General features: G+C 72.6%; 17 protein-coding genes and 1 pseudogene. 15 read left to right on the top strand and 3 right to left on the bottom strand.

The features are described 5' to 3' along the window. From ACFWJB_RS32565 to ACFWJB_RS32545, 5 genes and pseudogenes are all read left to right on the top strand, one after another. Positions 1 to 435 (top strand): annotated as a pseudogene (locus tag ACFWJB_RS32565) (alpha-1,4-glucan--maltose-1-phosphate maltosyltransferase); the annotation flags it as partial. Beyond that, positions 432 to 2,168, top strand: coding sequence for a maltose alpha-D-glucosyltransferase (gene treS, locus ACFWJB_RS32560; RefSeq protein ID WP_386926734.1), 1,737 nt, complete (start codon positions 432 to 434; stop codon positions 2,166 to 2,168). The pseudogene ACFWJB_RS32565 and the gene treS, both read left to right, overlap by 4 nt. A 28-nt stretch (positions 2,169 to 2,196) precedes the next feature. Then, on the top strand, positions 2,197 to 3,558 hold the full coding sequence (locus ACFWJB_RS32555) for a maltokinase (RefSeq protein WP_385458455.1): 1,362 nt from the start codon (positions 2,197 to 2,199) through the stop codon (positions 3,556 to 3,558). Positions 3,559 to 3,561: 3 nt separating this feature from the next. Beyond that, positions 3,562 to 5,784, top strand: coding sequence for a 1,4-alpha-glucan branching enzyme (glgB, locus tag ACFWJB_RS32550; RefSeq protein ID WP_386926732.1), 2,223 nt, complete (start codon positions 3,562 to 3,564; stop codon positions 5,782 to 5,784). A gap of 108 nt (positions 5,785 to 5,892) precedes the next feature. Then, positions 5,893 to 6,984 (top strand): glutamate--cysteine ligase, encoded by a 1,092-nt coding sequence (locus ACFWJB_RS32545; protein ID WP_385458453.1) that lies wholly within the window; start codon positions 5,893 to 5,895, stop codon positions 6,982 to 6,984. A 19-nt stretch (positions 6,985 to 7,003) separates the two neighbouring features. Here ACFWJB_RS32545 and ACFWJB_RS32540 read toward each other — a convergent pair whose 3' ends face one another. Next, positions 7,004 to 7,237, bottom strand: coding sequence for a DUF6480 family protein (locus ACFWJB_RS32540; protein ID WP_385458452.1), 234 nt, complete (start codon positions 7,235 to 7,237; stop codon positions 7,004 to 7,006). A 149-nt stretch (positions 7,238 to 7,386) separates the two neighbouring features. Here ACFWJB_RS32540 and ACFWJB_RS32535 point away from each other — a divergent pair, with 149 nt between their 5' ends. Beyond that, a complete protein-coding gene (locus tag ACFWJB_RS32535; RefSeq protein ID WP_386926729.1) occupies positions 7,387 to 9,297 on the top strand; it encodes an AMP-dependent synthetase/ligase in 1,911 nt (636 codons plus the stop codon). Between the two features lie 137 nt (positions 9,298 to 9,434). Next, on the top strand, positions 9,435 to 9,869 hold the full coding sequence (locus ACFWJB_RS32530) for an ATP-binding protein (RefSeq protein ID WP_385458450.1): 435 nt from the start codon (positions 9,435 to 9,437) through the stop codon (positions 9,867 to 9,869). 11 nt (positions 9,870 to 9,880) lie between these two features. Here the strand turns inward: ACFWJB_RS32530 and ACFWJB_RS32525 are convergent, their stop codons facing one another. After that, entirely contained in the window at positions 9,881 to 10,333 is a 453-nt protein-coding gene (locus tag ACFWJB_RS32525) for an ATP-binding protein (RefSeq protein WP_386926727.1), read from the bottom strand. Positions 10,334 to 10,399: 66 nt separating this feature from the next. Continuing rightward, positions 10,400 to 10,771 carry a PRC-barrel domain containing protein gene (locus ACFWJB_RS32520; RefSeq protein WP_385458448.1) on the bottom strand — a complete coding sequence of 124 codons (372 nt, stop codon included), beginning with the start codon at positions 10,769 to 10,771 and terminating at the stop codon, positions 10,400 to 10,402. A gap of 327 nt (positions 10,772 to 11,098) precedes the next feature. Here ACFWJB_RS32520 and ACFWJB_RS32515 point away from each other — a divergent pair, with 327 nt between their 5' ends. The 8 genes from ACFWJB_RS32515 to ACFWJB_RS32480 all read left to right on the top strand — a co-directional run bounded on the left by ACFWJB_RS32515 (position 11,099) and on the right by ACFWJB_RS32480 (position 22,958). After that, positions 11,099 to 15,094 carry a HAMP domain-containing protein gene (locus ACFWJB_RS32515; RefSeq protein WP_386926725.1) on the top strand — a complete coding sequence of 1,332 codons (3,996 nt, stop codon included), beginning with the start codon at positions 11,099 to 11,101 and terminating at the stop codon, positions 15,092 to 15,094. Positions 15,095 to 15,191: 97 nt separating this feature from the next. Continuing rightward, a complete protein-coding gene (locus ACFWJB_RS32510; protein WP_386926723.1) occupies positions 15,192 to 17,675 on the top strand; it encodes a SpoIIE family protein phosphatase in 2,484 nt (827 codons plus the stop codon). 174 nt (positions 17,676 to 17,849) lie between these two features. Next, a complete protein-coding gene (locus tag ACFWJB_RS32505) occupies positions 17,850 to 18,242 on the top strand; it encodes an STAS domain-containing protein (RefSeq protein WP_385458444.1) in 393 nt (130 codons plus the stop codon). A gap of 154 nt (positions 18,243 to 18,396) precedes the next feature. Continuing rightward, a complete protein-coding gene (locus ACFWJB_RS32500; RefSeq protein ID WP_385458443.1) occupies positions 18,397 to 19,293 on the top strand; it encodes an STAS domain-containing protein in 897 nt (298 codons plus the stop codon). Next, positions 19,290 to 19,721 (top strand): STAS domain-containing protein, encoded by a 432-nt coding sequence (locus tag ACFWJB_RS32495; protein WP_385458442.1) that lies wholly within the window; start codon positions 19,290 to 19,292, stop codon positions 19,719 to 19,721. The genes ACFWJB_RS32500 and ACFWJB_RS32495 overlap by 4 nt, the downstream gene beginning before the upstream one ends. Further along, entirely contained in the window at positions 19,721 to 20,161 is a 441-nt protein-coding gene (locus ACFWJB_RS32490) for an anti-sigma regulatory factor (RefSeq protein WP_385458519.1), read from the top strand. Before ACFWJB_RS32495 ends, ACFWJB_RS32490 begins: the two co-directional genes overlap by 1 nt. Next, the gene (locus ACFWJB_RS32485; RefSeq protein WP_386926715.1) at positions 20,161 to 21,225 is read left to right on the top strand and encodes a SpoIIE family protein phosphatase; all 1,065 of its coding nucleotides are present in this window, start codon (positions 20,161 to 20,163) and stop codon (positions 21,223 to 21,225) included. The genes ACFWJB_RS32490 and ACFWJB_RS32485 overlap by 1 nt, the downstream gene beginning before the upstream one ends. Further along, positions 21,222 to 22,958, top strand: coding sequence for a PP2C family protein-serine/threonine phosphatase (locus ACFWJB_RS32480; protein WP_386926714.1), 1,737 nt, complete (start codon positions 21,222 to 21,224; stop codon positions 22,956 to 22,958). The genes ACFWJB_RS32485 and ACFWJB_RS32480 overlap by 4 nt, the downstream gene beginning before the upstream one ends. The last annotated feature ends 25 nt before the right edge of the window (positions 22,959 to 22,983 follow it).

Genomic DNA, 22,983 nt, shown 5'->3' with positions numbered 1-22,983 from the left:
AAGTACCAGCTCAAACCCCGCGACTGGGACACCGCCCAGCGCGAGGGCCGCACCATCGCCCCCCTCATCACCCGCCTCAACACCATCCGCCGCGACCATCCCGCGCTGCACCGGCTCAGGAATCTGCGTTTCCACCGCACCGACAACGACGCCCTCATCGCGTACAGCAAGCGCGCGGGGAGCGACGTCGTGCTGGCGGTCGTCAATCTCGACCCCCACCGCACCCAGGAGGCCACGGTCTCGCTCGACATGCCGCAACTCGGGCTGGACTGGCACGAGTCGGCGCCGTTCCACGACGAGCTCACGGGTGAGACCTACCACTGGGGCAGGACGAACTACGTGCGCCTCGAGCCCGGCCGGGCCCCCGCGCACGTCTTCCACGTCCAGCGCTCGTCCGCCGCCGCGCCGCAGAACGAAGGGTCAGCAGCCTCATGAGCGTCAACGAGCCCGTACCGGACACCTTCGAGGACACGCCGGCCAAGCTCCTGGACCCCGACTGGTTCAAGCGCGCCGTCTTCTACGAGGTCCTCGTCCGCTCCTTCCAGGACAGCAACGGCGACGGCGTCGGTGACCTCAAGGGCCTCACCGCCAAACTGGACTACCTGCAGTGGCTCGGCGTCGACTGCCTCTGGCTGCCGCCGTTCTTCAAGTCACCGCTGAAGGACGGCGGATACGACGTCTCCGACTACACCGCCGTGCTCCCCGAGTTCGGCGACCTGGCCGACTTCGTCGAGTTCGTCGACGCCGCCCACCAGCGCGGCATGCGCGTGATCATCGACTTCGTCATGAACCACACCAGCGACCAACACCCGTGGTTCCAGGAGTCCCGGAAGAACCCCGATGGCCCCTACGGCGACTACTACGTCTGGGCCGACGACGACACGCAGTACGCGGACGCCCGCATCATCTTCGTCGACACCGAGGCCTCCAACTGGACCTACGACCCGGTCCGGGGGCAGTACTTCTGGCACCGCTTCTTCTCCCACCAGCCGGACCTGAACTACGAGAACCCGGCGGTCCAGGAGGAGATGCTGGCCGCCCTGAAGTTCTGGCTGGACCTGGGCATCGACGGGTTCCGGCTGGACGCCGTGCCGTACCTGTACGCCGAGGAGGGCACCAACTGCGAGAACCTGCCCGCCAGTCACGAGTTCCTCAAGCGCGTCCGGCGCGAGATCGACGCGCAGTACCCGGACACCGTGCTGCTGGCGGAGGCCAACCAGTGGCCGGAGGACGTCGTCGACTACTTCGGCGACTACGCCTCCGGCGGCGACGAGTGCCACATGGCGTTCCACTTCCCGGTAATGCCGCGGATCTTCATGGCCGTGCGCCGCGAGTCCCGCTACCCGGTTTCCGAGGTCCTGGCCAAGACCCCGGCGATCCCGTCGGGCTGCCAGTGGGGCATCTTCCTGCGCAACCACGACGAGCTGACCCTCGAGATGGTCACCGACGAGGAGCGCGACTACATGTACGCGGAGTACGCCAAGGACCCGCGGATGCGCGCCAACATCGGCATCCGCCGGCGGCTCGCCACCCTGCTGGACAACGACCGCGACCAGATCGAGCTGTTCACCGCCCTGCTCCTCGCCCTCCCGGGGTCGCCGATCCTCTACTACGGCGACGAGATCGGCATGGGCGACAACATCTGGCTCGGCGACCGCGACGCGGTGCGCACGCCCATGCAGTGGACCCCGGACCGCAACGCCGGCTTCTCCACGTGTGATCCGGGCCGGCTGTACCTGCCGACGATCATGGACCCGGTCTACGGCTACCAGGTGACCAATGTCGAGGCGTCGATGGCCTCGCCCTCGTCGCTGCTGCACTGGACCCGCCGCATGATCGAGATCCGCAAGCAGAATCCCGCCTTCGGCCTCGGCAGTTACACCGAGCTGCCCTCGTCCAACCCAGCCGTGCTGGCCTTCCTGCGCGAGGCCCCCCCGAATGGGGAAGAGGGGGACGACCTGGTGCTGTGCGTGAACAACTTCTCCCGGTTCGCCCAGCCCACCGAGCTGGACCTGCGCGAGTTCGCCGGCCGTCATCCGGTCGAGCTGTTCGGCGGGGTCCGCTTCCCCGCCATCGGTGAACTGCCGTACCTGCTGACCCTCGGGGGCCACGGCTTCTACTGGTTCCGGCTCACCCGAGTCGCATCCCGCATCGGCCGCCGCGTGTGAGCGTGGGCCGAGGAAAGGACGCGTCACCATGCCGAAGACCGCACCCCTGCGCCCGAGACCGGCGCAACCCGCCGAGCCGATGGCCTCGCTCGGGGGGCTGCTGCGGGAGTGGCTGCCCAGGCAGCGCTGGTTCGCGGGCAAGGACCGGCCCGTGGCCGAACTCGGCCTGCTGTCCATGACCGAGCTGTTCCCGGGCTGCCTGCATCTCCTGGTCCACACCGGGCACGGCTCCGTGCCCGCGCCCGGCGGGGCGCTCCCGGCCGGCGACTGCTACCAACTGCTGCTCGGTGTGCGCGAGCGGCCGTCGCCGCGCCTGGGACGGGCGCTCATCGGGCAGGTGCCGGGCGGCCCCTTGGCCGGCCGGACGGTGTACGACGCGCTGCACGACCCCCGGACGGCCCAACTGCTCCTGGAGCGGCTGCGCAGTCCCGGCCGGGCGGGGCCGCTGCGTTTCGAGTGCGACCCGTCCCGTCCGGTGCCGGGCGGGCTGGCACCCCGCATCCTGGACGCCGAGCAGTCCAATTCCTCGCTGGTGTACGGCGACGAGTACATCCTCAAGGTGTTCCGGCGCATCCAGCCGGGGGTCAACCCCGACCTGGAGGTGCCGAGCGCGCTGGCCCGGCAGGGGTGCGGGCGGGTGCCCGCACCGGTGGCGTGGCTGACCACCACCCATCCGTACGAGGCGACGCTCGGTGTGCTGCAGCCGTTCCTCCACGACGCCTCCGACGGCTGGACCCTCGCCCTGGAGGCCCTGTCCTCCGGGGACGACTTCACCACGCAGGCGCACGAGCTGGGACGGGCCATGGCCGACGTGCACCTGGCCCTGGCCTCGGCCTTCCCGGCCGGCGCCCCCGGGGAGAACGGCCGCACGGCGGCGGCGATGACCGAGCGGCTGACCACCGCCGCGCACTGCGTGCCCGCGCTGCGGCCCTTCGTACCCGGCCTGCGGGCGGCCTTCGCCGCGCTGACCACCTGCGACTCGGGGCCGCCCGCCCAGCGCATCCACGGCGACCTGCATCTGGGGCAGGTGCTGCGGGCCGGCCGGGACTGGTTCGTCATCGACTTCGAGGGCGAACCGTCCCGCCCGCTCGCCGAACGGCGCAGCGCCCACTCCCCCGTCCGGGACATCGCGGGCATGCTGCGCTCCTTCGACTACGCCGCCCGGCAGCGCCGCCCGTGGCGTCCCGAGTGGGCGCGCCGCTGCCGGGAGTCCTTCTGCGCGGGTTACGCCGCCCGGGCCGGGTGGGACCCCCGCAAGAAGCACGGCCTGCTGCGCGCCTACGAGACCGACAGGGCCGTGTACGAGGTGCTGTACGAGGCCCGGCACCGCCCCGACTGGCTTCCCGTACCCATGGCGGCGATCGAACGACTCGCCGTGAGAGGAGACTGACCCGTGGCCCTCCGCGACACCTCGCTCCCCGAGCCGTCCGGTCCCGTCCCGCCCGCACCCGGTGGGTGCGAGGCCGCTCCGCCGCTGGACCCGACCGACCGAGGGCGCCTCCTGGCGGGCGCCCACCACGACCCGCACGCCCTGCTCGGCGCCCATCCGGTGCCCGGCGGCATCGCCTTCCGGGCGCTGCGCCCCTTCGCCCGCGAGGTGAGCGTGGTCGTCGACGGCGAGCGCCACCCCCTGGTGTCGGAGGGGGACGGCCTGTTCTCCGGCGTCCTGCCGCTCGCGGAGATCCCCGCGTACACCCTCGTCGTGGCGTACGAGGAGGGCGAGCAGGAGACGCACGACCCGTACCGGTTTCTGCCCGCCCTCGGCGAGCTGGACCTGCACCTGATCCGTGAGGGCCGGCACGAGCAGCTGTGGCGGGCGCTCGGCGCGGAGCCGATGACCCACGCGGGCGTCGCCGGCACCCGGTTCACGGTGTGGGCGCCGAACGCACAGGGCGTGCGGGTCGCCGCCGACTTCACCCACTGGGACGGCTCGGCCTTCCCGATGCGCTCGCTCGGTTCGTCGGGGGTGTGGGAGCTGTTCCTGCCGGGGGTCGGCGAGGGCACCCGGTACAAGTTCGAGATCCACTCCCGCTACGGGCACCGGTTCCTCAAGGCCGACCCGATGGCGCGCGCGGCCGAGGAGCCGCCGGACACGGCCTCCGTCGTGACGGTGTCCCGGTATGAGTGGAACGACCGGGAGTGGATGCGGACCCGGTCCGCGACCCCGGTGCACGAGGCGCCGTTCTCGGTGTACGAGGTGCACCTGCCCTCGTGGCGTCCGGGGCTGACGTACCGCGAGCTGGCCGACGCGCTGCCCGCGTACGTCAAGGACCTGGGCTTCACCCACGTCGAGCTGATGCCGGTCGCCGAGCACCCCTACGGTCCGTCCTGGGGCTACCAGGTCACCGGCTTCTACGCGCCGACCGCGCGCCTCGGCTCGCCCGACGACTTCCGGTACCTGGTCGACGCCCTGCACGCGGCGGGCATCGGCGTGATCATGGACTGGGTGCCGGCGCACTTCCCCAAGGACGACTGGGCGCTGGCGCGGTTCGACGGGGACCCGCTCTACGAGCCCGGGGACTCCCGGCGCGCCGAGCACCCCGACTGGGGCACGTACACCTTCGACTTCGCCCGCACCGAGGTGCGCAACTTCCTCGTAGCCAACGCCGTGTACTGGTGCGAGGAGTTCCACATCGACGGGCTGCGCGTCGACGCCGTCGCCTCGATGCTGTACCTGGACTACTCGCGCGACTCCGGGCAGTGGGAGCCGAATCAGTACGGCGGCCGGGAGGACCTGGCGGCCATGGCGTTCCTGCAGGAGATGAACGCGACGGTCTACCGGCGCTGCCCCGGCGTGGTGACCATCGCGGAGGAGTCGACCGCGTGGGGCGGGGTGACCAGTCCGACCGACGGCGGCGGGCTCGGCTTCGGGCTGAAGTGGAACATGGGCTGGATGCACGACTCGCTGGAGTACGTCGCGCACGAGCCGGTGCACCGCAAGTACCACCACCACGACATGACCTTCTCGATGGTGTACGCCTACAGCGAGAACTACGTGCTGCCGATCTCCCACGACGAGGTCGTGCACGGCAAGCAGGCGCTGGTGTCGAAGATGCCGGGCGACTGGTGGCAGCGGCGCGCGAACGTCCGCGCCTACCTCGGCTTCATGTGGGCCCATCCCGGCAAGCAACTGCTGTTCATGGGCCAGGAGTTCGCACAGGGTGCCGAGTGGTCGGAGAAGCAGGGCCCCGAGTGGTGGCTGCTCGACGAGGGGTACGCCTCGGCGGGCGACCACCGCGGGATCCAGGACCTGGTGCGCGAGCTCAACACCCGTTACCGCCGGACGCCGGCCCTGTGGCAGCGCGACACCGACCCGGCCGGTTTCCGCTGGGTCGCGGTGGACGCGGCCGAGGACAACGTCTTCGCGTTCCTGCGGTTCGACGGGGAGGGCAGCCCCCTGCTGGCGGTGTCGAACTTCTCGCCCGTGGTCCGGCACGAGTACGGGCTCGCCGTCGGCGACGACGTCGCCGTCTGGCGGGAGGTCCTCAACACCGACGCCGAGCGGTTCGGCGGCAGCGGCGTGACCGGCCCCGACCCGGTGAAGGCGGAGGAGGGCATCCTCCGGATCACGCTGCCTCCCCTGGCCACGGTGTGGCTGACGCCCTTCGGTGGCTGAGACACGGCGACACCAGGTGTTCGGTCCCCTTGAGGGGGCAACCGGGGTGACGACGGCCCGGGCGCTCCGGCCGTCGTGACCCCGTAGGTCCCGGAAAGGCGGCATCAGGTGCGCACTGTCGGAGTGGAGGAGGAGCTCCTCCTGGTCGACCCCGAGTCCGGTGAGCCGCGGGCACTGTCCGCCGCGGTGCTCGCCCGGGCCTCCCGCGACGACGCGGAGCAGGACGTCTTCGAGAAGGAACTGCACGAGCAGATGCTCGAGTTCGCCACCCGCCCGCAGGCGGACATGGAGGACCTGCACGCGGAGATCGTCCGCTGCCGTGAGGAGGCCGGGCTGCACGCCGGAAGGATCGGCTGCGCCGTCGCCGCGCTCGCCACCTCCCCGCTGCCGGTCAGTCCCGCCGTCAGCATGAACCACCGCTACCGGTGGATGGCGGAGCAGTACGGCGTCGTGGTGCAGGAGCAGCTCGTCCTCGGCTGTCACGTGCACGTCTCGGTGGAGTCCGACGAGGAGGGCGTCGCGGTCGTCGACCGGGTGCGGCCCTGGCTGGCGGTGCTCACCGCCCTGAGCGCGAATTCCCCGTACTGGCAGGGCCAGGACTCGGCGTACAGCAGCTACCGCAGCCGGGTCTGGCAGCGCTGGCCGTCGGCCGGGCCGACGGAGCTGTTCGGGTCCGCGGAGAACTACCACCGGCGGGTGGCGGACATGGTGGCCACCGGCACCATCCTCGACGAGGGAATGATCTACTTCGACGTCCGGCTGTCCCGGCGGTACCCGACGGTCGAGTTCCGGGTCATGGACGTCTGCCTGGACGCGAGCACCGCCGTGCTGATCGCGGCGCTGGCCCGCGCCCTGGTCGAGACGGCCGCCCGCGAGTGGCGGGAGGGCGTCGAGCCGGCCGGGCACAGCGTGAGCCTGCTGCGCCTGGCGGCCTGGCGGGCCGCCCGGTCCGGACTGACGGAGGAACTGCTGCACCCCGCGACGATGCGGCGCATGCCCGCCGAGACGGTGGTCCGGGCCCTGCTGGACCACGTACGGGAGGCGCTGGCCGCCGCCGGCGATCTGGAGCGGGCCGAGGAACTGGCCGAGGGCCTGCTGAGGCACGGCAACGGCGCCCGCGTGCAGCGCGAGTTGCTGGAGCGCACCGGCAGCCTGCGGGACGTCGTCACCGAGTGCGTGCGACGCACCCAGAAGGCCTGACGGGGCGGGCCGTGACCGTTCAGAAGATCAGCGCGAGGGCGTAGGCGAGGAAGCCGGCCGCCATCAGCACCACGAGGGCGAGGATCAGGATCAGCGGTCCCTTGGCCCAGCCCTTCGGTGGGTTGTGCACTTCGAACGGGCCCGCCTCGGGCAGGCTGCTCTCCGCCGGCGGGGTCTCGCCGGGCGGTACGCCGCCGCCCGGTTCCAGGCCGGTGGTGCTTTCCGGGTCGGGATCGGGATTCGTGTAGCTCATGCCGTACGGGTCCCCCGATCCGCCGGGATCACCGCGCGGGAACACTTCTGCCGTCCCGGCCCCCCGGTGTGCGCGCCTCGGCTAGATTCGAGCGGCCGATGACGGTGCCCGTCGGCGACGTCACCCTCCGTACATGTCAGGAGCAGCGCATGCGCGACCTCGCTCTCGCTCCCCCCGCCGCCCCGCCGCCCCTGACCGGCGGGCTCGCCGACAGTCTCTTCGAGACGGCGGCCCGCACCCCCGCGCTGCCGATGCTCGCGCGCCGCCCCGTCCCGTCCTCCGCCGTGTGGGAGGAGGTGACGGCCGTCGAGTTCCGCGACGAGGTGGTCGGGCTGGCCAAGGGGCTGATCGCGTGCGGGATCCGGCCGGGCGACCGCGTGGCGATCCTCGCCCGCACCCGCTACGAGTGGACGGTCTTCAGCTATGCCCTGTGGACGGTGGGTTCCGAGATCGTCCCGATCTACCCGACCTCGTCGCGCGACCAGGTCGAGTGGATCCTGCGGGACGCGGGCTGCGTGGCCGTGGTGGTCGAGGACGAGCAGAGCGTGATGACCGTCGGCTCGGTGTGCGCGTCGCTGCCGTCGCTGCGGCACGTCTGGCAACTGGACACGGGAGCGCCGGCCGCGCTGGTGGCGCGGGGCGAGTTCATCCCGGACGCGACGGTGGACTCCATGCGCCGCATCGTGCTGCCGGACTCGACCGCCGTCGTCGCCTACACCTCCGGCACCTCGGGCCGGGCCCTGGGCTGCGCGCTGAGCCACCGCAGCCTGGCCGCCCCGTGCGACACGCTGCTCGCCGGCTGGGGCCACACGGTGGCGCCCGAGGGGGAGCAGGGAGCGGTCCTCGCCTTCCTTCCGTTCTCCCACGTGTACGGGCTGATGATCCAGAGCCTGTGCGTCCGCGGCGGACTACTCATGGCCCACGAGCCCGCGACGAGCGAGGAGGCGCTGTCGTCGGCGTTGCGTTCCTTCCGTCCGACGTACCTCTACGCCGTCCCCTCGGTCCTGGAGAAGCTCTACAAGACCTTCCTCCGCACGGCCCAGCAGGGGGGCCGCGGCGCGTTGTTCGAGCGCGCCGCCGGCACGGCACGGGACTTCGCCGCGGCGCTGGAGCGCCGGCGGCTCGGCAGGGGGCCGGGGCCCGGCTTCGATCTGCGGCTCCAGCACGCGCTGTACGAACGGACGGTGTACCGCCGGCTGCGGTCGGCACTGGGCGGCCGGGTCCGGCGGGCCACGTCCGGCGGTTCGCCGCTCAGCCGCGACCTGTCCCTCTTCTACGAGGGCATCGGCGTGTACGTGCACGACGGATACGGCCTGACGGAGACCAGCGGCGGGCTGACGATGCAGCCGCTGGGCCGGGAGAAGTCGGGGACCGTCGGGCAGCCCCTGCCGGGCGTGGAGTTCCGGGTGGCCGACGACGGGGAGATCCTGGTCCGCGGACCGTCGCTGTTCCAGGGGTACGTCGGTGACGAGGCGGCCACCCGCCGGGTACTGCGCGGCGGGTGGCTGGCCACCGGGGACCTCGGGCACCTCGACGAGGAGAACTACCTGGCGATCACGGGCCGCAAGAAGGACGTCATCATCACCAGCGGCGGCAAGAGCGTGGCCCCGGCCGCCCTGGAGCAGCGGTTGCGGACGCACCCGCTCGTCCACCAGGCGGTGGTCGTCGGCGACAACCGCCCCTGCGTCGGTGCCCTGATCACGCTCGATCCCGAGTTCCTGGCCGACTGGCGGGCGGCCCTGGCGCTGCCGGGCGACGCGTCGGCGCGCGAGGCGCGCGAGGAGAACGCGCTGCGGGAGGAGGTCGCCCGGGCCGTCGCCGCGGCCAACAGCGCCGTCTCGCGCTCGGAGTCCATCCGGGTCTTCCGCGTCCTGCCGGAACCGTTCGACGTGAGCAACGGGCTGCTGACTCCGTCGATGAAACTGCGGCGGGACGAGATCGTGCGGACCTACGCCCTGGAGATCGACGCGATGTACGAGGCGCGCTCGCGGCGGCGGCCCAGGGTGCCGGCGCAGGAGCCGGCGGGCTGGGAGGACTCGGACAACGTCTTCTTCGGGTGACGGGGCCGCCACCCGCGGTGCGCTGCGACGTTGTCCGGACCACAGGGCGCGTAGGGTCCGCCGACCCGGGAACTAACAAACGAAGGGAAAGCGAGAGAAGGTACGACGCCCGGCGGACACCGGGCCGGGAAGGCGAAATGGCAGCCGAGTCGCGTTGGGACAGGACACTGGCTTCCGAGGAGATCACGAGCCGCACCGCCAGCTTCACCGGGGAACTGCACAATGTGACCGGTGCGCGCCTTGTCGCGGAGGAGTTCCTCTACGACCTGGCGCGGTCGGCGCCGCCCTCGGCGCCCGAGCACTGGGACGACATTCTGCTGGTCGTCACGGAACTGGCGGCCAACGCGGTGCAGTACGCCCCGGGGCCCTTCGAGCTGCGCATGCGCCGGACCTTCGACGGGGTGCACGTGGTGATGCACGACACCAGCACCACGGAGCCCGCGCCGCGCCCCTTCCATCCGAACAGCGGCGGCGGCGGTATCGGCTGGCATCTGATCCACACCCTGTCCGACCAGGTGAGCGTCGTCACCGGCGGGCGGGGCAAGGACATCCACGTCTTCCTGCCCTGGTGACGCGTCCCGGTTCAGGCGGCGGGAGGGCGCAGCGGGACCATCGCGCTGATGGTCTTGCCGCCCCCGGGGCGCAGCTCGACGGCGATGTCCCGCGCCAGCCGGGCGACGAGCGGCCATCCGTAGCCGCTGCCGTGGTGCCTGGTGGGGAACGCGTGCACCACCGGCGGTATCACCCGACTGTTGTCGTGGACAGCGATCCACACACCCTCGCCGGTGGTCCGGGCGTCGAAGCCGGCCAGTCCGCCGCCGTGCCGGATCGCATTGGTGACCAGCTCCGACACGACGAGGAGCAGATCGACGACGTCCTCCTCGCGCACCCCGCGCCCGCCGCCGTCCCATCGCGCGCGCACCACGGACTCCGCGTACGCCCGCGCGTCGGCCGCGGTGGTCACGTCGGCCCGCGCCGGTGCGCCGCCCGGCGCGGTGGCGGAGCCGGACGTGGTCGTTCCGTCGGTCTGATCCATGTCTGTGGTGTCCCTGGCTCGCTTCGGCCGTGCGGTCGTACTGTGCCGGGTCGGTCGCTTGCCGGGTCAGTCTCCCGTGGTGTCCCGCGGCGGCAACCGGTCATAGTAGTCGCCCACGGCCGCCAGGTACTCCGGGTCCATGGTCTCGCTGTCGGTCCGGAACCGGGGCGCGGCCTTGATCTCCGCCCTGGTGCACCCCACGGTGACGGTGCGGGCCTCGACGTCGATGCCCCGCACCATGCCGACGGGGACGAGCACACTGCGTCCGAAGACCCAGACGCCGGTGTCGACGACCAGGTGCCGCATGCCGGCGGGGTCGGCCTGCCGGTCGACGTGTCCGACGGTGCCGTCGCTCGCGAGCACGGTGCAGCCCGTGAGGTCCTGTCCCTCCGTGTGACCGCTTCCCACCGCGTACGACCAGATGTCTTCCGTCGGCACGCTGCCCTTCCCTTCCGCATGGATCGGCGATTGACGGGCCCGGCGGATGCCCCGGGCGGGCAGGCCGGACCGGCTCCACAGCAGCTGATACCCGGCCCGGGCCGCCGCATTCGGGGCATGCGGCCGGACGGCGTCGTGCCTGCCGGGTCCGGCAGGGGCCCCGCTTTGTCGCCCGGGCCGCGCCTGGGTTAGCCTTCTACGTATTTTTCTCATCTCGCAGATCCGTGAACTGCGGAAATGCACAATGAACCGGACCGCCGGGCGTGTCCGGAGGTGTTCCGAGTCCTCGGGTGCCGAGGGCTCCTGGGGAGCGGAACGAGGGTGCGCATGACCAGCGACAGCGCCGGAACCGTGGACACGGTCCCGGGCGATCAGGAGTTGAGGCGTCTCCTGGCCGGCCTGACGGCCGTGCGGGACGGCGACTTCGGCACGCGCCTGCCGGACGAGGCGGACGGCCTGCTGGGTGACATCGCCAAGGTCTTCAACGGCATGGTGGACCAGCTGTCCGTGTTCACCTCCGAGGTCACCCGGGTGGCCCGCGAGGTCGGCACCGAGGGCACCCTCGGCGGACAGGCCAGGGTGCCGGGGGTCTCGGGCACCTGGGCCGATCTGACGGACTCGGTCAACGCCATGGCCGGCAACCTGACCACCCAGGTGCGCGACATCGCGCAGGTGGCCACGGCCGTGGCCAAGGGCGATCTGTCGCAGAAGATCGACGTCGACGCGCGCGGCGAGATCCTCGAGCTCAAGAACACCATCAACACGATGGTCGACCAGCTCTCCGCCTTCGCCGACGAGGTCACCCGCGTCGCCCGCGAGGTCGGCACCGACGGGCGGCTCGGGGGCCAGGCGGACGTCCAGGGCGTCAGGGGGACGTGGCGCGACCTCACCGACTCGGTGAACTTCATGGCCGGCAACCTGACCAACCAGGTCCGCAACGTCGCCCAGGTGGCGACCGCGGTGGCCAAGGGCGACCTCTCCCAGAAGATCACCGTGGACGCGCGCGGCGAGATCCTCGAGCTCAAGAACACCATCAACACGATGGTCGACCAGCTCTCCGCGTTCGCCGACGAGGTCACCCGCGTCGCCCGCGAGGTCGGCACGGCCGGCAACCTGGGCGGGCAGGCGCAGGTGCGCGGCGTGTCCGGCACCTGGAAGGACCTCACCGACAACGTCAACGTGATGGCGTCCAACCTGACGGGGCAGGTCCGCTCCATCGCCCAGGTCGCCACCGCCGTGGCCCGCGGTGACCTGTCGCAGCGGATCACCGTCAAGGCCGAGGGCGAGATCGCCGCGCTGGCCGAGGTCATCAACACGATGGTCGACACGCTGTCGGCCTTCGCCGACGAGGTCACCCGCGTGGCCCGCGAGGTCGGCACCGAGGGCCGGCTCGGCGGACAGGCCCACGTGCCGAACGTCGCCGGCACCTGGAAGGACCTCACCGACAACGTCAACTCGATGGCCAACAACCTCACCGGCCAGGTGCGCAACATCGCGCTGGTGACGACGGCGGTGGCCCTGGGCGACCTGTCGAAGAAGATCGACGTCGACGCGCGCGGCGAGATCCTCGAGCTCAAGACGACGATCAACACGATGGTCGACCAGCTCTCCGCGTTCGCGGACGAGGTCACCCGCGTGGCCCGCGAGGTCGGCACCGAGGGCCGGCTCGGCGGACAGGCCGAGGTGGAGGGCGTCTCGGGCACCTGGAAGCGGCTCACGGAGAACGTGAACGAGCTGGCGGGCAACCTCACCCGTCAGGTCCGCGCGATCGCCGGGGTGACGAGTGCCGTCGCCGAGGGCGACCTGACCCGCTCGATCAACGTGGAGGCGTCCGGCGAGGTCGCCGAGCTCAAGGACAACATCAACGCGATGGTGCAGTCCCTGCGCGAGACCACCCGGGCCAACCAGGAGCAGGACTGGCTCAAGACCAACCTCGCCCGCATCTCCGGCCTGATGCAGGGCCACCGGGACCTGCCCGTCGTCGCCGAACTGATCATGGACGAGCTGGTGCCGCTCGTGTCGGCGCAGTACGGCGCCTTCTACCTGGCCGAGGACGGCGAGGACGGGCCCGAGCTGCGGCTCGTCGGCTCCTACGGCTATCCGGACGACATGGACCGGCCCACCAGGATCGCCTTCGGCCGCACGCTGGTCGGCCAGACCGCGCGCAGCCGCCGCACCATCGTGGTGGACGAGCTGCCGCCCGGCTACGTGACCATCTCCTCGGGGCTCGGCCAGGTGGTGCCCACCGCCCTGGTGCTGGTGCCGATCGTCGTCGAGGGCCAGGTCCTCGGTGTGATCGAGCTGGCGTCGGTCACCCCGTTCACGCCGATCCACCGGGACTTCCTGGAACAGCTGATGGAGACCATCGGCGTCAACGTCAACACGATCGTCGCCAACGCCCGCACCGACGAGCTGCTCGCCGAGTCGCAGCGCCTGACGGTCGAGCTGCAGGCCCGGTCCACCGAGCTGCAGGTGCAGCAGGAGGAGCTCCAGCGCTCCAACGCCGAGCTGGAGGACAAGGCGTCCCTGCTGGTCACCCAGAACCGGGACATCGAGGCGAAGAACCTGCAGATCGAGCAGGCCAGGCAGGAGCTGGAGGCCCGCGCCCAGCAGCTGTCGCTGGCCTCGAAGTACAAGTCGGAGTTCCTGGCGAACATGAGCCACGAGCTGCGCACCCCGCTCAACAGTCTGCTGATCCTCGCTCAGCTGCTCGCGCAGAACCCGTCGCGCAACCTCACGCCGAAGCAGGTCGAGTACGCCGGGATCATCCACTCGGCGGGCTCGGACCTGCTCCAGCTGATCAACGACATCCTGGACCTGTCGAAGGTCGAGGCCGGGAAGATGGACGTCTCCCCGGAGCGGGTGACGCTGCGGCAGCTCATCGAGTACGTCGAGGCGACCTTCCGGCCGATGACGACGCAGAAGGGCCTGGAGTTCACGGTGACGACGGCCGCCGGCGCGCCTGCGGACCTGCTGACCGACGACTCGCGGCTGCGTCAGGTGCTGCGCAACCTGCTGTCCAACGCGGTGAAGTTCACCGAGCGGGGCCGGGTGGAGCTGGCCATCGAGCCGGCGCCGGACGACGAGGTGCCGCAGGGCGTGGTCCGCGGCGGTGCCGTGGTGGCGTTCCGGGTGAAGGACACGGGCATCGGCATCCCAGAGCAGAACCTGGAGTCGATCTTCGGGGCGTTCCAGCAGGCCGACGGCACGACGAGCCGCAAGTACGGGGGCACCGGCCTCGGCCTGTCCATCACCCGGGAGATCGCCCAGCTGCTGGGCGGCGCGGTGTCGGTGGACAGCACGCCCGACCGGGGCAGCACGTTCACGCTGTTCCTGCCGGTGGCACGGCCCGACTTCGAGGAGTTGCTGGGCCGGGGCGCCGAACAGGCGCCGGCCGAGTCGCCCTCGGACGTGCTCGCGCGTCCGGCCGCGGTCCCCGAGCTGACCACCGGGCACCGGCAGCGTCCGCGGCGCCTGCTCGTGGTGGAGGAGCGGCCGCGCGGTCTGCTGACCCTGGTCGCGGAGAGCGTGGTCGCGGACCTGTCGCACGGGCGGGACGACGCGGGGGGCAGGCCGCCGCTCGACGTCATCACCGCCGTGGGCGCACAGGAGGCGGCCGGCGCGCTGGCGGCCGACCCGTGCCACTGCGTGGTCCTGGAGCTGGGCATGCCGGACTCCGAGGCGTCCCGCTTCCTGGAGGCTCTGCGCGGCGACTCGGCGCTGGCGAGCGTGCCGGTGCTCGTGCACAGCGGGCACCGCGCGGACGCGGCGCTGGAGCAGAGCCTGCGCTCCGGTCCCGCGGGCGGGGCGCTGGAGTTCCTGTCCAGCCTCGACGAGCTGCGGGAGCGCATCGCGCTGCATCTGGCCGCCGAGGAGCCCGGCGACGTGCTGTCCCTGGTCCGCGCCGAGGAGCCGCAGCGTCTGGCGCCGCTGCCGGTGGACGACGCGCCCTCGGGCCGCACCGTCCTGGTCGTGGACGACGACGCCCGCAACCTCTTCGCGCTCAGCGGCATCCTGGAGCTGCACGGCCTCCGGGTCCTGCACGCGGAGAACGGGCGCCGGGGCATCGAGACCCTGATGGCCCACCCGGAGGTCGCCCTGGTCCTGATGGACGTGATGATGCCGGAGATGGACGGCTACACGGCGACCGCCGAGATCCGCCGCATGCCCCAGTACGCGGAACTGCCGATCATCGCGGTGACGGCGAAGGCCATGCCGGGCGACCGGGAGAAGAGCATCGCCTCGGGCGCCAGCGACTACGTCACCAAGCCGGTCGACACGCAGGACCTCATCGCCTGTGTCCGCCGTTGGCTGCCCGCATGAGCGCGCCGGTCCCCGTCCCGTACACCGGTGGGCCGGGCGGCGTGCGACGCGTCCCGTCGCGCCCCGTGGCGGCCTCCAGCCGAGGAGTGACCCGACCGTGAGTATCTCCGAGCAGCCGCCCGAGCCCGGCGCCGAGCCGCGCGGTACGTCCGCGGCTCGGACCCCGGGGTCCGAGCCGTCGCGGTCCGCCGCGGCCGACGGCCCCGGCGACCTGCGCCGCATGTCCCCGCTGTCGCCCGTGGGCAGGCTCGCGGCCACCGTGGACCGGCTCAGCCGCGAGGTGCGGGCCGCCCAGGCGGAGGCCGAGGGCCGGGCCCTGATCGAGCTGGCCAAGGGCGTGCTGGTGGCCCGGCTCGGCTGCGGTCCGGCGCAGGCCGCCCGGCAGCTCGCCGAGCTCGCCGAGCAGTCCCAGGTGACGCCGCTGGAGTTCGCGGTCGACGTCATCAACCAGGCCGCCCGGGACCGGATGTCGGAGGTCACGGACGCGTTCCTCGCCGCCACCGCCGCGGCCGAGGCGGAGAAGGCCGAGCAGGCCGACCAGCAGTCCGCCGACTCCGCGGCCGTGCGGTTGCGGGCGGCCGAGAGCGGCGCGCTGGCCGCGGACGACACCCAGGCCGTCGCCGACGCCCTGCTGGAGCAGGCGCTGCGCCCGCTCGGCGCGGTGGCCGTGGCCATCTGGGCGGCCGGCTCCGACGGCTCGCTCACGTTGGCCGGCAGCGCGGGCTTCTCGGCCGCGGAGGCCACCCGCTGGCGCTACGTGCCGCCGGACGTGGCGACGGTGGCGCGGCGCGGCCTGACCGAGCGGGCGGGCCAGTGGATCACCTCGCTGGCGGAGACCGGGCTGCCCAGCGTGGGCCGGCACCAGTACCCGGACGGCGGCCGGGCCGCCGTGCCCGCCGGTACGGGAGGACGCATCCACGGCGTGCTGGAGATCGCCTGGCCGCAGCCCCTGCCCGAGCAGCCGCCCCAGGTGGTGCGCCAGGTGGAGGCCCTGGCGGAGCTGTGCGCGCACACGCTGGAGACGTACACGCCGCCGAACGGCGCCGGGCCGGAGCCGCGGGTGCTGCCCGACGCGGCGGAGCTGATGGACCTGGCGGACGGGCTGCACGACCCAGCCCTGGTCCTGGTGCCGCACCTGGACGCCGCCGGGCACCTGGCGGACTTCCGCATCCAGCACGTGAACAACCGCTTCCTGGACCCCGCCGGACGGCCGCGGGCCGTCGTGGGCGGCGCCCTGCTGCTGGAGGCCTATCCGATGGCCGCCGGGGACAGCGAGCTGTTCCGGAGCGTGGAGCGGGTGTACGCCACCGGCGAGTCGTTCCGGGCCCGGCGGATGAACCTGACCGCGCTGGTCGACCAGGTGCCGCTGTCGGCGATCGCGGACATCAGCATCAGCCGGCACGGCAACGCCGTCCTGCTCATCTGGCGCATCGAGGACGAGACGGCCCGGCTGGCCAGCCTCCTCCAGCACGCCCAGCGCCTCGGGCGCATCGGCGGTTTCGAGGAGAACCTGCTGACCGGCGAGATCACCTGGAACGGACAGCTCTTCGACCTGTACGGGCGTCCGCAGACGAGTACGCCGGTGCCGCTTGAGGAGCTGGCCGCCCACGCCCACCCGGACGACGCCGTCCCCATCGGCCGGTTCCTGCGCACGCTGCTGCACCACCGCAGGCCGGCGTCGGCGGCGTTCCGGCTGCAACGGCCGGACGGCGTGACCCGGCACGTGCGGGTGGTGGCCGAACCCGTCCTGGACACCGACGACCGCCTCCTCGTCGTGCGCGGCGCGTACCAGGACATCTCGGCCCAGCACTGGACGGAGGTGGCACTCGCCGCGACCCGCGACCAGCTCGCGCACACCGAGCAGCAGGCCGTCGAACGCGCCCGGCTGACCCTTCAGCTGCAGCACGCCATCATGCCGCCCGCCCATACGCCGCTCAAGGTGCCGGACCTCCAGGTGGCCGTCCGATACCGCCCGGCGGAGACGGAGCAGCTGGTCGGCGGCGACTGGTACGACGCGGTGATGCTGCCGAACCGCATGGTGCTGCTGTGCGTGGGGGACGTGGCCGGGCACGGCATAGAGGCCGCGACGAGCATGGTCGTGCTGCGCAACGCGCTGCGCGGACTGGCCGTGACGGGCGCGGGGCCGGGGCAACTGCTGTCCTGGCTGAACATCGTGGTGCACCATCTGACGGGCGGGGTCACGGCGACCGCGGTGTGCGGCCTGTACGACCCGGCCCGGCGCACGCTGCGCTGGGCCCGCGCGGGGCATCTGCCGCCGGTGCTGGTGAGGGGGCCGGAGGCGCAGCCCCTGCCGCTGGTGCGGGGCATGCTGCTGGGCGCGGTGGCGGAGGCCGTGTACGAGGAGGACGAGGTGCAACTGGCCGCCGAGGACACGCTGCTGATGTACACCGACGGCCTGATCGAGCGCCGTGACCGCTCGGTGGAGGAGTCGCTGACGCACCTGCTGAGCAGTGCCCGTCTCAGCCCCAGGTCCCTGGACCAGCACCTGGACCGTCTGCTCACCTACAGCAGGTCGGACACGGACGACGACACATGTCTCGTGGGCATCCGGGTGGGGTGATGTGTGCTCCTGGGATTCGGGGGTAGACGCCGGGCGCGGTGAGCGGTGTTCGCGGACGAGGGGCATGGCGCACGGTGGGGATTTCGCTCACCGGACGTGCCCCTCGTCCGCGGACTGCGCAGTCGCTCACGGGGGTGGCCCAGCCCCTGGCCGTCAGGATCGTTGGAGGTACACGTGCCCATTGCCCAGAACCCGCTGTCCGTCGAGGTGACGCTGCCCCGGGAGGACGTCGCGCTGCTCAAGGTGGAGGGCTACCTGGACGTCGACACGGCGACCGAGTTCCAGCACCACCTGGCCAACCAGCTGCACCACGGCCGCCGGCACTTCCTGCTGGACCTGTCGGACGTCCCGTTCATGGACTCCTCCGGGATGAACATCATCCTCCGGGTCTACCAGGAGGCACGCGACCTGCCGGGCAGCGTGCACATCATCTCGCCCGCGCCGGCGGTGCTGCGCATCCTCGACCTGACCGGTGTGAGCATCACCGTGCCGGTGTCCGACAGCGTCGAGGAGGCCCTCGCCCGCGTCGACCGACAGCCGGGCGGTCCGGAGGTCCCGGAAGCCTGAGCCGGCACGCCCCGCCGCTCATCCGGGCCGCTCGTGCGGGAGCAGGTGTCGTACGAGGTGGACGGGTGGATACAGTTGTCGCCCGGCAGAGTCACGTCGCCGTCACGTTGCCCGAGGGGTCGGTACGGCGCAGCGCGGATGAGGAGTGGAGCAAGTGCCGGAGCAGGCGGAGGGAACGGCCGGGTCGGCGACGCGGGAGGTCAGGGATTTCCTGCGGCGTCACCGTGAGCAGATCGCCCAGCGATGGGCCGACGAGCCCTTGTTCCGGGCGGTGTTCACGGTTTCGCGGGACGAGGCGGTCGAGGCGGGGAAGTCCGTGGTGGACGCCCTGGCCCAAGTCGCGGACGCCTCCCGGGTGGAGGACCCGGACGCCGCTGGGTTCACCACGGTGCGCGAGCAGTTGGCGAGGATGGGGGCGGCCCGTTCCCGCGCCGGACTGAGCACGGCCCAGGTGTCGAGCGAGCTGGCCGCCCTGCGACCGCCGGTCGAGAAGCTGCTGCTCGCCGACCTCCCGGACGCCCCGGCCGAGCACGTGAGGGACTGTGTCACCACGCTGAGCGTCCTGCTGGGCACCCTGCGGGTGGTGGTCATGCAGACGGCGCTGAGCGAGGGGCAGGCGCTGATCGACCGGCAGCGGCTGCAGCTGCTGGAGGTGGCCACGCCCGTCATCAAGCTGTGGGACGGCATCGTGGCCGTGCCGCTGATCGGGACGCTGGACAGCGCCCGCAGCCAGGTAGTCATGGAGACCCTGCTGGAGTCCATCGTCGAGCAGCAGGCGCGCTACGCGATCCTGGACATCACCGGGGTGCCGACGGTCGACTCACTGGTGGCCCAGCACCTGATGAAGACGGTCGCCGCGGCCCGCCTGATGGGTGCCGAGTGCATCGTCTCCGGCATCCGGCCCGCGATCGCGCAGACGATGGTCCACCTCGGCCTGGACCTGGGCACGGTGGTGACCCGGGCGAGCCTCGCCGACGCGCTGGGCTACGTGCTGCACCAGCTCGGCGTCGGCATCGTGAACCCCGTCACGAACGGTCCGGTCGCGCGGTGAACGAGGCTTTCCCCGGGCCCCACGCGGGTCCCGCGACGGGTCATGTACCGGTCCTGCGGCTGGGTGAAGTCCTGCTGGTCACCCTCCAGGGGGACCTGTACGACAGCACGGCGCAGCGGCTCCAGGAGGACCTCGCCGAGACGATCGTGCGCACCGGGGCCACCGGCGTGATCATCGACATCTCCGGCGTGGAGATCGTCGACTCGTTCCTGGGCCGGGTGCTGGCCGAGATCGCCGGGCAGACCGGTCTGCTGGCCGCGCGCACCGTCGTGGTCGGCATGCGGCCGGCGGTCGCCATCACCCTGGTGGAACTGGGTCTGCTGCTGCCGCGGGTGCACACCGCGCTCAGTACCGAGGCGGCGATGGACCTCCTCGCGGGGCAGGCACCGTCGGCCCGCTTCGGCGGACTGCGCCAGGAGAGTCCGTGATGCACACTGCCGCGGGCGCTCAGGCCCGCCTGCCGATCCAGTCGGACTTGGATCTGGTGTGGGTGCGTCAGCACGTGCGGCAGGCCGCCGCCCAGCTCGGTTTCGGGCTGGTGGACCAGACCAAGCTGGTCACTGCGGCCAGCGAACTGGCCCGCAACACGCTCGTGTACGGCGGCGGCGGAACAATGGACACGGAGACCCTCACCCAGGGCGGCACGCGGGGCCTCCGGCTCACCTTCAGCGACGAAGGTCCCGGCATCGCCGACGTGGAGCAGGCCCTCAGCGACGGTTTCACCTCCGGTGACGGACTCGGCATGGGGCTGGGCGGTGCCCGGCGCCTGGTGCACGAGTTCGCCATCGACAGCGCGCCGGGCACCGGGACCACCGTGCGGGTGACGTCCTGGGTGGGCCGTCCGCCGCGCCCCCGAGAGGAGGCCTGATGCCCCGCGTGTGGGACGTACCCGTGCACGACTCGACCCGGGTGCGCGACGCCCGGGTGGCCGCCGAGCACGCGGCGGCCCTGGCCGGGCTGGACGAGCAGTGCACCGCCTCCGCGGCGCTGGTGGCGACCGAGCTGGCCACCAACCTGCTCAAGCACGCCGGAGGCGGTCAGGTCCTCATCGACGTGGTGGCCCCGCCCGTCCTCACGGCCGGCCGGGACGAGGCCAGGGCCGTGCAGATCACGACGGTCGACCACGGTCCGGGCATCGCCGACGTGCCCACCGCGCTGAGCGACGGTTTCACCACCACGGCGTCGCTCGGCGCGGGCCTGGGCACCTGTGCGCGCCTCGCCGACGACTTCGAGGTCCACAGCGTCCCGGGCCGGGGCACCGTGGCGCTCGCCCGGATCGGCGGCGCGCCCCGGGCCCGTGCCGTCGGGAAGGACCCGGTGGCGGGCGTACGGGCCGGTGGCGTGAACGTGCCGTTCGCGGGCGCCGACTACTCGGGCGACGCCTGGGCCTGGGTGCGCACCGAGGACCGCGTGACGCTCATGCTGGCCGACGGGCTGGGGCACGGCCCCGAGGCGGCCCGGGCCTCGTCGGCCGCGGTGGAGGCGCTGCGCGGCGCCGCCCACCTGGTGCCCTCCGAGGCGCTGAAGCGCCTGGACGCGGCCCTGGCCGGCACCCGCGGCGCGGCCGTCGCCCTCGCCCAGGTCGACACGCGGGCCGGGCGGCTCAGGTTCGCCGGCATCGGCAACATCGGCGCCCGGCTCTGCGCGGGCGGCACCTGGCGGGCGCTGGTGTCCCAGCCCGGCATCGTCGGCACCCACCGGCCGACGAGGGTGCGCGACGAGGAGCGGGAGTGGGCGGACGACCGGGTGCTGATCCTGCACAGCGACGGCCTGCCGAGCCGCTGGACGCCCTCGCCCGACGCCTGTGCCCCGGACGTCGACCCGGCCGTGACGGCTGCCGTGACGATCCGTGACGCCAGCAGTTCCGCCCGCCCGGTGCGGGACGACACCGCCGTCGCCGTCCTGACCTCGACCCCGCCGGACCGCCCATGACCCGTACCTGGCAGATCACCGGCGTCACCGACGCCGCCCGGGCCCGGATCGCCACCGCCCGGCTGGCCGCGGCCTACGGTGTGCCGCCGCTGGAGCGCACGCGGCTGGCGGCCTCGCTGAGCACGCGGCTGCGGCAGTGCCTGACCAAGGGCGGCACCTGGCGGCTGACCCTGGAGGCGGCCACGGCGCCCGCCGGGACGCCGGACGCCGGGCAGGGCGTGCTGATCGCTGTCGTGACGCCGGCGCGTGAGGCCGCGGCCGACGGGGAGCCGCCGTGGCGGATGACGGTGCCCCGTCCCGAGGCGGTCCCGGCCGTCGGCGAGGGCACCGTGGCGGACGACCCCGCCGCGCTGGCGGAGGCCCTGCTGGGCGCCGACGAGGACACGGCGCTGGTGCTGGACCGGCTCGGCGAGCAGGAGGCCCTCGTCGCCTTCCACCGGGAGGAGCTCCAGCAGACGAACCAGGGCGTCGTGGCGCTGCACGCCGAGCTGGACGCCGCCGGACGGGCCCAGCGGGAGGCGTTCGCCGCCGAGCGCAAGGCTCGCACCGAGGCGGAGAACGCCCGTCGCAGACTGACGTTCCTGGCGGACGCGAGCGCGGTGCTCAACGCCTCGCTCGACCACCACGAGATCGTGCGCCGCCTGCCGGACCTGCTCGTGCCCGAGTACGCCTCCGGCGTCGACGTCTGGATCTTCGACCAGGAGGGCGACCGGAACCGGCCCCCGGTGCACGCCTCCGCGGCTGTGGCCGCGGCCCGCACCGGACGGCCGCAGTACGCCGCCGCGCGGCCGGGAGGCCTGCCGGGCGTCGACGACCAGCCGCCGTCGGCGCTGGACCCGGACCGCCCCCTGCTGTGCATCCCGCTGCCGACCCGGGGGTCGGCCCTCGGGGTGCTGACGCTCACCCAGCCCGGGGAGCAGTGGGACCCCGACGACGCCGTGATGCTGATCGAGCTCACCCGGCGGGCCGCCATCGCGATCGACCACGCCCAGCGCTACCAGCACAACCGCGACATCGCCGAGACCCTGCAGCGGGCCCTGCTGACCGAGCTTCCGGCGCCGCCCGGCCTCGGCCTGGCCGCGCGCTACCTGCCGGCCACGCACGGACTGAACATCGGCGGTGACTGGTACGACGCGTTCCGCCAGCCCGACGGTGGGGTGATCGTCGTGGTCGGCGACGTGACCGGGCACGGTCTGCGGGCGGCCGTGATGATGAGCCAGCTGCGGACGGCGCTGCGGGCCTACGCGGTCGACGGCGGCAGCCCGGGCCGGCTGCTGACCCGGCTGCACACGTTCCTGCACCACCTCCAGCCGGACCTGTTCGCCACGGCCGTCATCGCGCGCTTCCACCCCGACGACCCGACGATGACATGGGCGGCGGCCGGTCATCCGCCTCCGGTGCTGCGTACCCCGGACGGCCGAGTGCGCACGCTGGACGCCAAACCGGGAGCGATGCTCGGCATCCCGCTGGAGCAGGAGATCGCCGACCACACGGAACTGCTCGCGCCGGGTTCGACGCTGGCGCTGTACACGGACGGCCTGGTGGAGCGGCGGGCCCGGGGCATAGACCCGGGCATCGAGCGGCTGGCCGAGGCCCTGGGGTCCTTCTCCCCCGAGCAGCTGGACACGGACCTGGAGGGTTCGGCGGACGGCATCCTGCGGCCGCTGCTCAGCGACTCCGAGCGCGACGACGACGTGTGCCTGCTGCTGTGCCACCTCGACGGCTCCGGCTGAACCGGCGCCGTCACCACTCCCCCGC

This window comes from Streptomyces sp. NPDC127100 (assembly GCF_042724095.1).
Classification (GTDB): Bacteria; Actinomycetota; Actinomycetes; order Streptomycetales; family Streptomycetaceae; genus Streptomyces.
The sequence above is the reverse complement of the archived record's forward strand: the minus strand, read 5'-3'. Positions and strand labels throughout refer to the sequence as shown.